The sequence below is a fragment of the Firmicutes bacterium HGW-Firmicutes-1 genome, assembly GCA_002841625.1.
Taxonomy (GTDB): domain Bacteria; phylum Bacillota; class Clostridia; order Lachnospirales; family Vallitaleaceae; genus HGW-1.
Window position 1 is genome coordinate 233,701 of record PHAG01000002.1, and the last position, 16,186, is coordinate 249,886.

Sequence of the window (16,186 nt, forward strand, 5' to 3'; positions counted from 1 at the left end):
TAATTTAGGAGGGTAAATGATGAAATATATCAAAAAGGTAACTGCAATAGTACTACTAATTTCCGTTTTATTATCACAGACAATAATAATCAACGCAGCATCTACACAGTATACAAACTATGCCGAGAAACTCGCTGAAATCAATGTGTTCCAGGGTACAGCTAATGGCTTTGAATTAGATCGAGAACCTACAAGGTTAGAGGGCATGGTTATGCTTATTAGACTTTTAGGAAAAGAGACTGATGCAAAGGCTTTAAGCAATCAAACATGTGTGTTTACAGATGTTCCTAGTTGGGGTGTTGGATATGCAAATTACGCCTATAATAATAAGTTAACTACAGGTATAGGTAATAATCTATTTGGTACAACAGACAACCTTAATGCTAAGGCATATATGACATTTCTTTTAAGGGCATTAGGATATGAAGATTCAAAAGGTGATTTTACATATAACGACTCTATAGAGTTTTCTAAATCTATTGGATTGATTGACAATGAGTTATATAACAAATTAAATACTACTACATTTTTAAGGGATCATATTGCTAAAAGTTCTTATGATACATTACTGCATACAATTAAAGGTTCTAAACAGACATTGGCTGAAAAATTAATTACTGAAAATGCTATATCAGAAACAATAGCAAAGCAAATCGGTGTTTTCGGTGCATCAGATATTGGTGAGCTACAAGTACATTTTATCGATGTTGGACAGGCCCTTGCTATTCTAATAGAAGATGATTTTGGAAACCATATTTTATATGATGCAGGAAATAATGGCGATGACGATACAGTTATTAATTATCTCAAGAGTCAGCAAGTAGATGATTTAGAATACATAATCGTCTCTCATACTGACGAAGACCATTTAGGGGCTATGGATTCTGTTCTAGAAGCATTTGAAGTAGAAAATGCAATAATGACAAGTGGTACAGCTGAAACCGAATCGTATAAAGATGTTATGACAGCTATAACAAGAGAAAGATTACAACCTATTTATGTTGATGTAAATGACAAATTCGAGCTAGGAGATATAGATTTTCAAGTATTAGGACCTATAAATGATAAATATAGTGATCCTAACGAATATTCAATTGTAGTAATGTTTAAATTTGGGGATACATCATTTTTACTTACTGGAGATGCTGAAATTAAAAATGAAACAGAAATGATAAATAATAATACTAACTTAAAAGCCGATGTATTGCAGATAGGACATCATGGTTCAGATTCTAGCACTTCATTAAGCTTCTTAAACGCAGTTAATCCAACACAAGCAATAATTAGTTGTGGCAAGGACAATAAATACGGACATCCAACTAATGCTACACTTCAAACTTTGGCTAGCAAAGAAGTTGAAATATTTAGAACGGACCTTCATGGCACTATTATTGTAACAACTGATGGATATTTTATTAATTTTAATGTAGGTCCAATAGATACAAAAATAATAGAGGCAATTCCAGATAACACAACATTTACTAATACAGGTGTTATTATTAGCACATTAGATAAAGTAAATGAGTTAATTACCATCAAAAATATATCTACAACAGACGTAGATGTTACAGGATGGAAGATAATTTCTATAACTGGAAATCAGACGTATACTTTTCCATCATACTTATTAAAGGGTGGAGCATCAGTCACCGTAGCTAGTGGTGATGCTGCTGGAATTCTAAAATGGGGGAAGAGTAACATTTGGAACAATTCACAATCGGATCCGGCAGAGTTGTATGATTCTACCGGAAAGCTGATTTATAAATTTAACGATTAAACAGGAGGAAAATTATGAAAAAATTTGGGATATATATATGCATCTTATTAATAATGTTTTCTTTTGGTTCTTTTGCACATTCGGGAAGGACTGATGGTAATGGTGGACATAGAGATAATCAAAACAAATCAGGATTAGGATCATACCATTATCATCATGGTAATGGTCCACACTTACATCCAAATGGAGTTTGCCCATATTCGTTTGAAGTACCATCTGATAATACGCCTACAGAAAGTAATAATAATAATAGTACTAGTAGTAGCACGACAATTATAAAAACAAGTAAATCATCAAGTAGTGAAATTAGCGTAAGTATAGTTAATTTTGATGTTAAGATTAATGGCATTATAATCGATAATGAGCATAACAAGTATCCACTGATAATCTACAAGGATATTACTTATTTTCCAATGACGTTTTCTGGAAGTAGATTTATGGGACTTGAAACATATTGGAATGATAATACAGGATTGAAAGTAATTAGCACAGGTACTACTGGAGCATATAATCCATATGACAATAATATTCATAATGACTTTACACAGAAATATAGTGCGAAAATCCCGTCATTTTCTATTACTGTAAATGAAAAAAAGATTGATAATTTGTCTGAAAGTTATCCGGTGTTATCATTTAGAGATGTCACATATTTTCCGCTTACATGGAATTATGTTATAAATGAATTTAAATGGAACTATTCATGGTCAAAAAATGAAGGTCTTATCATAGGAAGTAATCCAAAATTTTTAGAATAATATGGATATATATAATAACCGATATAATGTAGGAGCAGAAGATTAAGAGGTTATGGAAAACTTAACAATATGCTTATATTGCCCAGTAATAAAAGACCCTACAATGTATTATTCATAGTAGGGTTTTTAAAATTACATTTTAAATAGAATCCATTTACATGTATCAAGCTCATATTTGATTTCACAGAGCTTTGGCTTTTCATTTAGTCTTATTTCACATTCAAATTTCATCATCTTATTTCCTGCTAATTTTTCGAGATCCGCTTTTATTACTCTTAATATTTCATAGATTTGAGTGTCACCATTTTTGCCGAGTATCTTAAATTTCAAAGGCTGCATTATTCCAAGTTCATCAGTTTTGCAAATCATTTCAATTTTCTTACTTATTGTCTTCAATTACATGCACCTCCTAAGTCAATAGTAATACGAACGAACGTTTGTGTCAATCTAATTGTTGTTGGTTTAAAATAAAAATTAATACTATTATATTAGGAAGGAACGCAAATTTATTGGAATATTATGCATGAATTATATGCTAATCACTATTACGTATAACATCTTGGCACAGAAGAAGATATGATAAAAGGCACACCATTTGCTGCACATTTTGCGAATCATGGAAGAAGTCCATTCCCACATGATGCAGCGGGAGTTCCGTGGACAGCAGCCTTTATCAATTCTAAAGATGATCCAGTAACGGATTTAACTGAAAATATGGCAGCAGAACAAAAGGCTAGAACAACATATGAACATTTAATTAAATTAAGTGATGACCCTGGAGTTATTGACACACTTAGATTTTTACGTGAAAGAGAAGTAGTTCACTTTCAAAGATTTGGCGAAACGCTACGTATTGTTGAAGATTATCAAAATACGAAGAAGTTTTATTAATTGTACTTTAGGAAAGCATATACAGTTGTTTTGTATATGCTTTTTATTCGATAAAAAACTTTTGGAAATTTGTGGCGAAGACATGGTGATTTCTTAAATTCTAATAGGAAATTAGTACTATAGTGTATAGAAAGTATTGTTTGTGTGTATCTTATTAGTGAAAAACTATTTGAAGATTGCTGTTATCTGCATTTTTTAAATATTTTTTAATAATAAGCAAAAGGAGTTAATCATATGCATGATAAAAATTCAACAAATAATAGTATAGGATGTACAGTAACAGATTGTAGATATCATGATACAACAGATTATTGTACACTTGATCACATTGATGTTGTGAAAAGTGAAACGATGGAAGATGTAGCAGCTCAAGAGGCTACTGATTGTGGTTCTTATGAACTAAAAGATTAATTTATAGAAGTAAAGTAATAGCTATAAGTACATTGAGTACCTATAGCTATTATAATGTGTACTAAGTAATGATAAGGCAATTTGTGCTTCTCTTATATAATTAACATTCAGCTTGATATGCTTAGGATTACATAAAAAAAGATAACATAATCCAATTCAGTTGAATAGTGTATTATAAAGAGCATTTTGAGGTTTCTCATGCAAATTCATGTAGTTCAAACAGGTGATACATTAATGGAAATTGGTTTAATGTATAATGTTCCCATGAACCTATTAATTACTTCCAATAAAATTGAAAATCCGGGGTCTTTGGTTCCAGGTCAAACTATAGTGATCCCCATTTGGGGTTCTTATTATTTTGTCCAACCCGGGGATTCGCTTTATACGATAGGTTACAGATATAAAATTCCAATCGCACAGCTTGAAAAGCTTAATAACCTAACAAATAACAGTCAAATTGTTCCGGGGATGAGATTATACCTTCCTCAAAAACCAAGAACACCTATGTATTCAGGGGGATATGTTGATACAGATATTACTGGTGATCGATCTGGAGAAGTGGTTTTAGAGGTAGGAAAACATTTATCGTCCATTCAAGCATTTAGCTATCAAGTGAATAGTAAAGGTGAGCTAAAGCCGTTACAATTTGAAAATGAGGTACTTAATGCTGCCAAAGAAACCAATTCTAGGCCAATCATGGTTATTACTAATATTGATGAGGGAAAATTCAGTACAGAAGCAGCAACAGCGGTATTGAGTAACCCAGAGTTAAGAAGAGCGGTTCTTGACAAGGTAATTGTAATCATGAAAGAAAAAGGTTATGAGGGACTAGATGTGGATTTTGAGTATTTAGGTGCTCAAAACAGAGAAGCATATAATAGTTTTTTAGTTGAGGCAAGAGCCATTCTAAAAAGAAATGGTTATTCACTATCAACTGCAATTGCACCTAAAACATCTTCGGATGAGGTAGGCGTCTTATATGAAGGACATGATTATGCATTTCATGGAAAAACAGTAGACTATGTTTTTATAATGACCTATGAATGGGGTTACGTTGCTGGACCACCTAGAGCCGTAGCTCCAATAAATGAAGTTAAGAAAGTAATGGATTATACATTAACTCAAATCCCTAAAGAAAAAGTAATGATGGGTATACCGCTATATGGTTATGATTGGAAACTGCCCTTTGTTGCAGGAGAATCAAGAGCGAGAGCCATAAGCTCTCAAGAAGCAATCCTTCTTGCAGAAAAATATGGTGTAAACATTGAATATGATGCGGAGTCAGCATCTCCATTTTTTAAATATAGAGATGAAGAAGGTATTGAGCATGAAGTTTGGTTTGAAGATGCAAGAAGTATTCAAGCTAAGTTTGATCTTGTAAAATCGTTAGGAATTAGAGGTTTCTTCTATTGGGTATTAGGACGTGAATTTCCACAAAATTGGCTGCTTGTTGAAGACAATTTTATTATAAAAACATATTAAAACATTAAATCGTAATATTCGAATATATGATTGACAAAACTGTTCTGATGATGTATAGTTTAATCGAATGGAAGAAGTACCCCGCTTCTTAAGTGGGGGAACCAATTCCAACATCTGTGGGGGTTCAAGCCCCCACAGATGTGCAAGCGGAGCTTGCATTCTGTTACGAAACCGTAGCGAATGCGGAGGTTTTGTAACATTGACTCTATCATTAATCGAAAGAAGGTGCTTTATATGTTTGAATTATTCAAGAAAAACTTTTCTAATGTAAATGCAGAGCAGGTTCAGGGTTGGATCAAAGATGAAGATGTTGTTATTGTTGATGTTAGAGAAGAATATGAATATAAGAAAGGTCATATTCCACAAGCAAAACTAATTCCATTAAATACAATACCTCAAAGACTCTCGGAAATTGATAAAAGTAAGAAGATAATAGTTGTTTGTGCAAGTGGAGGTAGGAGTAAGGGTGCAGCAAGCTTTTTAAGTAGTGAAGGCTATCAAGTATATAATATGATGGGTGGTATGATGGCTTGGGCAGGTCCCATAAAATAGAGGAATCGTTTAGTGGCAAACTATAGCCACTTTTCTTTTGCTGTTTTTTCTTGCTTTTATATTCATTTATTAGTACAATAGCATAGAATAGAAGGTTCAAATTTTGTATTAAAATAATTTCGAGGTGTATTTATGAATTTAATAATTGAAATAGCAATAACAATCGTATGTGGTATTATTACAATGCTTGTTCATGAAGTACCTAAGTCAATAGTAGCTTTTTCAGTAACACATCCTATCTATAGGAGCACTCAAAAAATAAACAAAAACGTACTTAAATATATAGATCCACTTGGATTAATTATGTTTGTACTATTAAATGTTGGTTGGCAAAAACCCTACGAATACAATTCGTCAAAGTTTAGAGATAAAAACAAGGGTATTTTAGCGATTGCACTAACAGGTATTTTTGCGAATCTATTGATAATGTCAGCACTTTTACCAATGTTTAATTACATTACGTTACCAATAGGTCAAATATTTGTTGGAAGACTAATCTATTTTAATTTTTCAATTGTAATCATGAACCTATTGCCAATACCACCACTTGAAATGTCTAAAATCATTCATTCATTTTCGAATAATGCTTATTTTAAGTTAGTACAAAATGAAAGAATAATCCATACAATTTTTATATTGCTTTTAGTAATCGGAATTTTATCAAGATTTGTCGATGGCATCTTTCGCCTAATTATTTTGCCATTTATCAATTAAGGAGCAAAATCCATGAGCATACCAGTAAAAATAAAAGTATTTGAAGGCCCGCTTGATTTATTGCTTCATTTAATTGATAAGCACAAGTTAAATATTTATGATATTCCCATTGCTGAGGTTACAGATCAATACTTAGAATATATTCGACAAATGAAAACAGACAGAATGGAAATCATGAGTGAGTTCATTGAAATGGCTGCCATATTAATAAATATCAAATCTAAAATGCTATTGCCAGTTGATGAAATAGAGGAAGAAGAAACAGGTGACCCTAGACAGGAATTAATGGATAAGCTTATTGAATATCGTAAATTTAAGCTTATGGCATCCCAGCTCAAGGAGCTCCAAGGGGATGCACTAAAGGTAATATATAAAGATCCTACAATTCCAGAAGAAATTGCTTCTTTATTACCTGTGGCTGATCCTGAAAAATTATTAAGTGAAGTAGATTTTTCAAAACTTTATTCGGTTTTCAAATCTGTAATGAAGAAAAAAACTGATAAAATTGACCCTATAAGAAGCAAATTTGGAGAAATCAAAAAAGAAGAATTCACCGTTGAAGATAAAATCAATGAAATCAAAGCACTGTGTGAACGTTATGAAAGCTTTAGCTTTAAGGACTTACTAGAAGTACAGCAAGGAAAAGTAGCTGTCATTGTAACCTTCTTAGCAATATTAGAATTAATGAAGATGGGTTTGATTGAGATTCTTCAAGAAACCTTATTTGATGATATTTTGATTAAATTTATCGGAAGGAATTAACTATGGAAATAAGTAAAATTGAAGCAGCTATAGAGGCAGTATTATTTTCAATTGGAGATGCAATTCATATTAATAAGCTATGTGAGGTTTTAGGACAAGATAAAAAAACAACAAAGCGTATTATTAACAACTTGTGTGATCGTTATGAGGAAGAAAATCGTGGAATTCGAATCATTGTTTTAGAAGAATGCTATCAGTTATGCTCAAAGCCCGAATACTATGAATTCATTAAACAAATAAGCCATAAATCAAGAGAATTCTCCTTAACAGATGTATTGGTGGAGACGTTATCAATTATTGCATATAAGCAACCGATTACTAAGTTGCATATTGAAGAAATTAGAGGTGTTAATTCCAATCATGCAGTAAATAAGTTGGTGGAATATCAATTGATCACTGAGGTTGGTAGGTTAAATGCTCCGGGAAGGCCAGTTTTATTTGGTACAAGTCAAGAGTTTTTAAGATGTTTTGGCTTAGAATCGGTTGAACAAATGCCGTTTTTAGAGGAATCTCAATTATCAATGCTCAAGAACGAAGTATTAGAAGAAGTACAATTGAAGCTTGTGGACTAGTAAAAAGTCGTTTTTTTAGGAATAATTTTTAATAACAGCAATAGATATTTATTAAAGAAAAGGAATGGGAATCGTGATGAAGAGAATTCTTACTTTAATTATTGCTGTTATTTTTATGAACAATATTATCTTTTTTCGTGTTTATGCAATAGATCAAAATGAAATAATTGCCCAAAGTGCAATTCTTATTGACAAGGTGACTGGAAGAGTATTATGGGAAAAAAATGCTGATAAAAAAATGGCAATGGCGAGTACAACAAAAATAATGACATGTATAGTAGCACTTGAAAACGGCAAGCTTGATCAAAAAATTGCTGTTAGTCATAAAGCAGAAATTGCCCCCAAGGTAAAATTATATATTAAAGAAGGAGAATCCTATTTATTAGAGGATTTATTATACGCGTTGATGCTAGAATCAAGCAATGACGTTGCAATTGCAATTGCTGAGGGAGTTGGTGGTAGTGTAGAAGAGTTTTGTGATATTATGACTGAAAAGGCTAAAGAAATTGGTGCACGAAATACATCGTTTAAAACACCAAATGGATTAGATGCAGAAGGACATTATACAACTGCTTATGATCTAGCGCTCATTACAAAATATGCCTTGGAAAATACGGAATTTAACAATATTATCAATACACCTGCGCATAGTTTCTCAGAAGTTACTAACAAAAGTAGGTTTAGTGTAGATAATAAAAATGCTTTCTTAAATATGTATGAAGGTGCTAATGGAGTGAAAACTGGGTATACTGGAGATGCAGGGTACTGTTTTGTTGGTTCTGTAAAACAAGGAGATATGGAGCTAATAGTAGTTTTACTAGCATGTGGTTGGCCAAATAATAGAACATATAGATGGCGTGATACAATAGCTTTAATGGATTATGGATTTGATCATTATTCGTACAAAACAATCTTGAAAGATAAAACAATAGTAATTAAACTTGATAATATTAAGTTTTCAAGCAAGGGCTCAACCCTCGGCATGTTATCACAAGATGTCCGGACAATAGTTAGAGAAGATGAAAAGGTAGATGTGATATATGATATGATTCCAATTGATGAAGCACCAATCATAAAAGATTCAGTTATTGGAACAGCAATCATATATATCGATAATCAACTGTATACAACCATTGATATTAAAGCAACGAATACAGTAGAAAGAATTGATTATGCTTACTGTTGTAACTATGTATGGAAACTGTTTATAGGTAAATAGGAGATATTATGGAAATCAGATTACAAAAGTATTTGGCGGAAGCAGGCATTGCGTCAAGAAGAGCATCAGAAAAGTTAATTGAAGATGGAAGAGTTAAGGTGAATGGACAAACGGTTACTACGCAAGGGCTCAAAATAGATCCAAGTATAGATTCGGTTGAATATGATGGAATTATAGTTGATCACGTTACTGAACTGAAATATTATATGCTTCATAAACCAACTAGGTATGTTACAACAGCTTCAGATGAGAAAGGGAGAAAAACAGTTCTAGATCTCTTGCCAACGAACGAAAGATTATATCCAATGGGAAGACTAGACTATATGTCAAGTGGATTACTCCTAATAACCAATGATGGAGATTTAACCTATAAGCTTACTCACCCCAAACATGTTGTTGGGAAAAAATATATTGCCATTGTTGAACCAAAAGCAGATGAAAATGAGATTGATAAACTTAGAAATGGTGCAGATTTAGGAATATATCAAACATCTCCCTGCAGCATTACTATCATCACAGAGGATTCAAATACACAGACATTAGAAATAATACTACATGAAGGTAAGAACAGACAAATTAGAAGAATGTTTGAATGGATTGATACAAAAGTTATATTTTTAAAAAGAATAGCAGTTGGTGATTTAGAATTAGGAGACTTAGAACAAGGCGAGTATAGAGCTTTAACAAATGATGAAATTGATTATTTGAAAAGATTATAAGGTGGTGATGAATTGATAACAGATCAAATAACTACAATCGTAAAAAAAGAGATTAGCCCTTATATTCATGAGGGCTATATTGCCGTAGATTTGACTGCTGGAAATGGAAATGATACTTGTTTCCTTGCAGAAGCTGTAGGCAAATCGGGAAAAGTTTATGCATTTGATGTACAAGCAATAGCTATTGAAAATACAAAAAGAAAATTAGAGGATAAACAATTACAAGATAGGGTATCATTAATTCATGATGGTCATGAAAATATTGGTCAATATATTAATAGAAAAATCAATGTTGCTATGTTAAATTTAGGGTATTTACCAAGTGGTGACAAAGCAATTATCACTCGTCCTGAAACAACCATTATTGCAATCAATAAGGTTATTGAAATGCTAGAAATAGGTGGGGTTATGTCAATTGTTGTATATTACGGTCATGATGGTGGAGTCCGAGAAAAGGATGTTGTAGAAAACCTGTTGAGAAATTTAGATGAAAAAAATATTGATATAATGACTATTTCATACCTGAATCGTAAAAACGCAGCACCAGTAATACACTTATTACACAAGAGAACAAATTTGGATAAATTTTGAAAATTACTTGATTATTACCAGCGACTCATGTAGAATGGTAATTGGTGAAAGTTGTTTTGTTTTAAGTAAATTAAATAAATGGAGGGTTAATGAATGAGTATCCAAGAAAAAATTAGTGAACTCACTAACCGCCGAGGCCAAATAGAGCAAGGAGGCGGCAGTGCCGCAATCGAGAAAATCCATGCCGATGGTAAGCTTACGGCTAGGGAAAGAGTTGAATTACTTCTTGACACGAATACTTTTGTTGAATTAGGTGCCTTTGTGAAACAAAGAGCTACAGATTTCAACCTAAGTGTGAAAGAAGCTCCTGCTGATGGGGTTGTTACTGGTTACGGTGCAATCAACGGTAGATTAGTATATGTTTACAGTCAAGATGCTACAGTAATGGGTGGCGCATTAGGTGAAATGCACGCTAAGAAAATTACTACAATTTATGACATGGCTTTGAAAATGGGAGCACCAGTATTAGCACTCATTGATTCAGCAGGATTAAGATTACAAGAAGCTACAGATGCATTAGAAGGATTTGGTATTTTATTCCTTAAACAATCCTTAGCATCAGGTGTTGTACCTCAAATCACTGCAATTCTAGGAAGCTGTGGCGGTGGAGCTGCAGTCATTCCATCCCTGTCTGACTTTACCTTTATGACAGAAAAAAACACAAAGTTATTCGTGAATAGTCCAAATGCCTTAGATGATAAATCAGCAAGCTTTGAAAAATATGCTAGTGCTGCTTTTCATGCAGAAAACACTGGCATAGTCGATTTTGTATGTGAGTCAGATGCAGCTTGTCTTGCTTCAATGAGAAATCTAGTTGACTTACTACCATCTAATAATTATGAGGAAAGTCCGTTGTTTGAGACAACTGATGATCCGAATAGAATTACTGAAGAGCTTGCGCTACTTGCTAATATTGTTGAACATGGAGTGAATGCTAGAACAATCATTACTTCAATAGCAGACAATAATGCAGCAATTGAAGTGAAAGCAAATTATGCAACTGAAGTAGTGACTTCTTTTGTTAAATTGAATGGGTCTACTGTCGGAATTGTGGCGAACCATACAATTGGGAATGAAGGAAAGATCACTAGTATTGGTTGCAAGAAAATTGTTAGTTTCGTTAAATTCTGTGATGCTTTTAATATTCCACTGGTAACGTTTACAGACGTTGCTGGATTTGCTGCAACTGTAGCAGAAGAAAGAGCGGGACTTTCAAAAGCAGTAGCAAAAATGACTTATTCATTCGCTAGCGCGACAGTACCAAAAATAAATGTAATCGTAAATAGAGCATATGGTTCAGCTTATGTGTCTCAAAACAGCAAGCACATTGGAGCTGACTTTGTTTTTGCATGGCCAACAGCGGTTATTTCTGTAATGGATGCTACAGCTGCAGTAAAGATTATGTATGCTGAAGAAATTGCAACCTCATCGGTATCTGATGAAGTTATTGCTGCAAAATCAAGCGAATATGCAAATTTACAAGCAAGCCCATATGTAGCAGCTAGTAGAGGTTATATTGATGATGTGATCGATCCTGCATCTACAAGAAAACGTCTTATTGCAGCTTTAGAAATGCTATTTACAAAAAGAGATTTTGGTCCAGAAAAAAAACATGGTACAGTTTAAGGCGGTGAAATAGATGGATTATATGGAAGGCGTCAAAGCGCTGTTTTGTGGTATGACCACGGTTTTTGCGGTATTGATTTTGATTTCCATCGTAATTAGTTTGTTTAAATATATTAAACCTACTGAAAAATCGATCCCAAAAAGTGATAACGTTATAGCACCAGTTGCTCAAACAACTGTGGTAGTAAAAAAAGAAGATGATTTAGAATTAGTCGCAGTCATAACTGCTACAATTGCAGCATCGCTAAATACTACTGCAGACCGTTTAAGGGTAACATCTTTTAGAAGAGTAAATGCAAAAAACAAGTTGAATTGTAGATAAAATAAAAAGAATAATGATTTGATTGGAGGATTATGATGAAAAAATTTCAAGTAACAGTGAATGGAAATACGTATCAAGTTGATGTTGAAGAGCTTCAAGGTGGTCAAACAGTAGCAGCACCGGTTATGACTGCACCAGTAGCAGCAGTAGCAGCACCAGTAGCAGCACCAGCAGCAGCACCAGTAGCAGCACCAGTTTCAGCTCCAGCAGCAGTTGCGGCAGGGGCAAACAAATTAGATGCACCAATGCAAGGGAAGATTGTTGGTGTAAAAGTATCCGTAGGTGCCACTGTAAAAGCTGGTGACGTAATCGTAGTATTAGAAGCTATGAAAATGGAAAATGAAATTGTATCTCCTTTTACGGGAACAGTTGCTTCAATTAATGTAACTGAAGGACAATCTGTAAATGCTGGGGATTTATTGGCATCAATTAATTAATTGTTGATGTTTTACTTATTTCAGTTTCAATAACCTATGGATAGGAGGTAGAACAGTTCATGTGGAATTCGATATTAGAAGCTTTCCAAGATTTTATGTACGATTCTGGAATTGCTTGGATTATTCAAAATTTTTATAACGAAGCAGATGGCATATATGCAGTCAAGAATTTAATAATGATTGCTGTTGCATTAGTACTTATATACCTTGCTATTAAAAAGGAATATGAACCATTGTTATTATTACCAATTGCTTTTGGTATGTTATTGGTTAATTTACCATTAACCGGTATCATGGATGGTCCTTCTGTTATTTTATCTGATAATTTAGCTAAAATAATTGGAGAGAAAACACTTCATGGTAGCTTACTCCAAAATGCAGCACTCTATAGTCAACATGCCGTAGAAATGATTACTAGTACTGAGGTAAAAGAAATGCCGGCAGGTTTATTATATAGTTTATATATGGGTAATAAGCTTGGTATTTTTCCACCTTTGATTTTTATGGGTGTTGGTGCATTAACTGACTTCGGACCACTGCTAGCAAATCCAAAAAGCTTTTTACTTGGAGCGGCAGCACAATTTGGTATTTTCTTAGCTTTTTTTGGGGCGTTAGCTTTAAAGTTTACACCTCAGGAAGCAGCTTCTATAGCCATTATTGGTGGAGCAGATGGCCCAACTGCAATATATACAACAATTAAATTGGCGCCTCATTTACTTGGCCCAATTGCAGTAGCTGCATACTCTTATATGGCGCTTGTACCAATCATACAACCACCTATTATGAGGTTGTTGACTACGAAAGAAGAACGATTGATTAAAATGGATCAATTGAGACCAATATCTCAATTGGAAAAAATACTTTTTCCAATCATTGTTACTATTTTAGTTATTCTTATATTACCTTCTACAGCACCACTTATTGGTATGCTAATGTTTGGTAACTTAATTAAAGTTTGTGGTGTGACAGAAAAATTAGCTGATACAGCTTCAAATGCATTGATGTATATTGTTACTATATTTCTTGGGATTACTGTTGGTGCGACAACAAGTGCTGATAGTTTCTTAAACTTTGCTACTTTAGGTATTTTACTTCTAGGACTACTCGCTTTCTGCTTTGGTACTGCAGCCGGGGTAGTATTAGGTAAAATTATGTGTAAATTATCAGGTGGTAAAATCAATCCATTAATTGGTGCAGCAGGCGTTTCGGCGGTACCAATGGCTGCAAGAGTAGTTCAGAAGGTTGGACGTGAAGAAGATCCAACGAACTATCTGTTAATGCATGCAATGGGACCTAATGTTGCTGGCGTAATTGGTTCAGCAGTAGCAGCAGGGGTATTTTTATCCTTATATTTAAAGTAAACCAAATTTAATATAGCATGAAATTTTCAAATAGTCGTTATTATTAGAAAATAAAGGAGGTTAAGTTTATGGCTGAAATCGTAAAAAGACCGGTACTGATTACCGATACAATTCTTAGAGATGCACATCAATCTTTGATTGCTACTCGAATGAAAACTGAAAGTATGATTCCAATTATGGAAACAATGGATAAAGTTGGATACCATTCCGTAGAATGCTGGGGTGGAGCAACCTTTGATTCATGTATTCGTTTCTTAAAAGAAGATCCATGGGATAGACTTCGTATCCTAAGAAAAGGGTTTAAGAATACAAAATTACAAATGTTATTAAGAGGTCAAAATTTATTAGGGTATAGACATTATGCAGATGATATGGTTGAATATTTTGTGCAAAAATCAATCGCAAATGGAATTGATATTATTCGTATCTTCGATGCTTTAAATGATCTTAGAAACGTTCAAACTTCAATTGATGCTGCAAGAAAAGAAGGTGGTCATGCTCAAATTGCTATTTCTTATACTTTGAGTGATGTTCATACGTTAGAATTTTATGCAAAAACTGCAAAGACAATAGAAGAAATGGGTGCTGATTCCATTTGTATCAAAGATATGGCGGGATTATTGGTTCCTTATGCTGCAACAGAATTGATCACTGCACTTAAAGAAACAGTTAAAATTCCAATTGCTATGCATGCTCATTATACGAGTGGAGTTGCAGGAATGACTTACTTAAAAGCAGTTGAAGCAGGTGTAGACATTATTGATACAGCAATGTCTCCATTTTCTATGGGTTCTTCACAACCAGCTACTGAAGTTATGGTTGAGACCTTCAAAGGAACACCATATGATTCTGGTCTTGATCAAGAAATCCTTGCAAAAGTTGCAGAACATTTTAGACCGCTTAGAGATGAATCCATTGCATCTGGTTTAATGGATGATAAAGTAATGGGTGTTGACATTAAGGCATTATTATACCAAGTACCAGGTGGTATGTTATCTAACTTAGTATCACAACTTCAAAAACAAAACCAAATGGATAAATATTATGATGTGTTGAGAGAAATTCCAAAAGTGCGTGCAGACTTCGGTTTCCCACCACTTGTTACACCTTCAAGCCAAATTGTTGGTTCTCAAGCAGTATTTAATATCTTAGGCGGAGAACGATATAAAATGGTTACTAAAGAATCAAAAGCTTTGGTGAAAGGCGAATATGGAACAACTCCAGTACAAATTTCACAAGAAATTATCAAAAAAATCATCGGTGACGAAGAACAAATTACATGTCGTCCTGCTGATTTGTTAAAACCAGAACTTGCAGCAAATGAAGCAGAAATGAAGAGATTCCAAATTCAAGATGAAGATGTTTTGACATACGCAATGTTCCCTCAAGTTGCACGTGAGTTTTTTGAATATAGAGAAGCTCAAATGACAAAAGTTGATCCTTCATTAGCAGATAAGGAAAACAAAGTATATCCAGTATAAATGTTTCCAGAGGACATATCCAAAAGGGTATGTCCTTTTTTCGTGCTACGAAAGTTTTGTATTAGGAATTGGAAAAGGAGCATACAGGGAATGGGAATTTTTGCTCAGCACAGCTGATTTTATTGTTTACTAGGAAAGTTCTACATATGCAATTGGAAAAGTGGCAGGAAGGTAACGAGAATTTTAACGCTGCGTATAAACAACAAGGTTCTTTAACGCTGCGTATAAACAACAAAGTTCTTTAACGCGGCGTATAAACAACAAAGTTCTTTAACGCGGCGTAGCCGATTTTATTGTTTTGCAATTTTGTAATGCTTATCATGCAAAATAGATTGTATTTATAATTGTTATCATATATAATGATGGTATACAAAATCGAAAATAAGTAGGCGAATTTGCAGGAAAAATATTCAAATGCCAATAAAATCGTCTAACTACAGTTCTATATTGAAGGTATATGATGAAAATATGAATGAATCGTGTATGTAGCATTCATTTTCTGGTAAAACTA

General features: G+C 33.6%; 18 protein-coding genes. 17 read left to right on the forward strand and 1 reads right to left on the reverse strand.

Annotated elements, in window-relative coordinates; genetic code table 11:
* Positions 1–16 precede the first annotated feature (16 nt).
* Entirely contained in the window at positions 17–1,777 is a 1,761-nt protein-coding gene (locus CVU84_03225) for a hypothetical protein (GenBank protein ID PKM95826.1), read from the forward strand.
* A gap of 14 nt (positions 1,778–1,791) precedes the next feature.
* Entirely contained in the window at positions 1,792–2,535 is a 744-nt protein-coding gene (locus CVU84_03230; protein PKM95827.1) for a hypothetical protein, read from the forward strand.
* Positions 2,536–2,667: 132 nt separating this feature from the next.
* Here the strand turns inward: CVU84_03230 and CVU84_03235 are convergent, their stop codons facing one another.
* Positions 2,668–2,931, reverse strand: a complete 264-nt coding sequence (locus CVU84_03235) for a hypothetical protein (protein ID PKM95828.1) — start codon at positions 2,929–2,931, stop codon at positions 2,668–2,670.
* Between the two features lie 180 nt (positions 2,932–3,111).
* Between CVU84_03235 and CVU84_03240 the strand changes: the two genes are divergently transcribed.
* The 15 genes from CVU84_03240 (at position 3,112) to CVU84_03310 (ending at position 15,675) form a co-directional block, all read left to right on the forward strand.
* Entirely contained in the window at positions 3,112–3,426 is a 315-nt protein-coding gene (locus tag CVU84_03240; GenBank protein PKM95829.1) for a catalase, read from the forward strand.
* A gap of 234 nt (positions 3,427–3,660) precedes the next feature.
* Positions 3,661–3,837 carry a DUF1540 domain-containing protein gene (locus tag CVU84_03245; GenBank protein PKM95830.1) on the forward strand — a complete coding sequence of 59 codons (177 nt, stop codon included), beginning with the start codon at positions 3,661–3,663 and terminating at the stop codon, positions 3,835–3,837.
* Between the two features lie 198 nt (positions 3,838–4,035).
* Positions 4,036–5,319: a spore gernimation protein gene (locus CVU84_03250; protein PKM95831.1), complete on the forward strand. Its 1,284-nt coding sequence runs from the start codon at positions 4,036–4,038 to the stop codon at positions 5,317–5,319.
* A 234-nt stretch (positions 5,320–5,553) separates the two neighbouring features.
* Positions 5,554–5,871 (forward strand): rhodanese-like domain-containing protein, encoded by a 318-nt coding sequence (locus CVU84_03255; protein PKM95832.1) that lies wholly within the window; start codon positions 5,554–5,556, stop codon positions 5,869–5,871.
* A gap of 132 nt (positions 5,872–6,003) precedes the next feature.
* Entirely contained in the window at positions 6,004–6,585 is a 582-nt protein-coding gene (locus tag CVU84_03260; GenBank protein PKM95833.1) for a hypothetical protein, read from the forward strand.
* 12 nt (positions 6,586–6,597) lie between these two features.
* Positions 6,598–7,347, forward strand: coding sequence for a segregation/condensation protein A (locus CVU84_03265; GenBank protein ID PKM95834.1), 750 nt, complete (start codon positions 6,598–6,600; stop codon positions 7,345–7,347).
* A 2-nt stretch (positions 7,348–7,349) separates the two neighbouring features.
* Positions 7,350–7,919, forward strand: a complete 570-nt coding sequence (scpB, locus tag CVU84_03270) for an SMC-Scp complex subunit ScpB (GenBank protein PKM95835.1) — start codon at positions 7,350–7,352, stop codon at positions 7,917–7,919.
* Positions 7,920–7,983: 64 nt separating this feature from the next.
* Entirely contained in the window at positions 7,984–9,138 is a 1,155-nt protein-coding gene (locus tag CVU84_03275) for a D-alanyl-D-alanine carboxypeptidase (GenBank protein ID PKM95836.1), read from the forward strand.
* A gap of 8 nt (positions 9,139–9,146) precedes the next feature.
* Complete coding sequence (locus CVU84_03280) at positions 9,147–9,857, forward strand: rRNA pseudouridine synthase (protein PKM95837.1); 711 nt, start codon at positions 9,147–9,149, stop codon at positions 9,855–9,857.
* 12 nt (positions 9,858–9,869) lie between these two features.
* Complete coding sequence (locus CVU84_03285; GenBank protein PKM95838.1) at positions 9,870–10,448, forward strand: SAM-dependent methyltransferase; 579 nt, start codon at positions 9,870–9,872, stop codon at positions 10,446–10,448.
* Positions 10,449–10,541: 93 nt separating this feature from the next.
* The gene (locus tag CVU84_03290) at positions 10,542–12,074 is read left to right on the forward strand and encodes a carboxyl transferase (protein PKM95839.1); all 1,533 of its coding nucleotides are present in this window, start codon (positions 10,542–10,544) and stop codon (positions 12,072–12,074) included.
* A 13-nt stretch (positions 12,075–12,087) separates the two neighbouring features.
* The gene (locus tag CVU84_03295) at positions 12,088–12,396 is read left to right on the forward strand and encodes a hypothetical protein (protein PKM95840.1); all 309 of its coding nucleotides are present in this window, start codon (positions 12,088–12,090) and stop codon (positions 12,394–12,396) included.
* Between the two features lie 35 nt (positions 12,397–12,431).
* Positions 12,432–12,833 (forward strand): acetyl-CoA carboxylase biotin carboxyl carrier protein subunit, encoded by a 402-nt coding sequence (locus CVU84_03300; protein PKM95841.1) that lies wholly within the window; start codon positions 12,432–12,434, stop codon positions 12,831–12,833.
* Between the two features lie 95 nt (positions 12,834–12,928).
* On the forward strand, positions 12,929–14,194 hold the full coding sequence (locus CVU84_03305) for a glutaconyl-CoA decarboxylase subunit beta (GenBank protein PKM96118.1): 1,266 nt from the start codon (positions 12,929–12,931) through the stop codon (positions 14,192–14,194).
* A 68-nt stretch (positions 14,195–14,262) separates the two neighbouring features.
* A complete protein-coding gene (locus tag CVU84_03310) occupies positions 14,263–15,675 on the forward strand; it encodes an oxaloacetate decarboxylase (protein PKM95842.1) in 1,413 nt (470 codons plus the stop codon).
* The last annotated feature ends 511 nt before the right edge of the window (positions 15,676–16,186 follow it).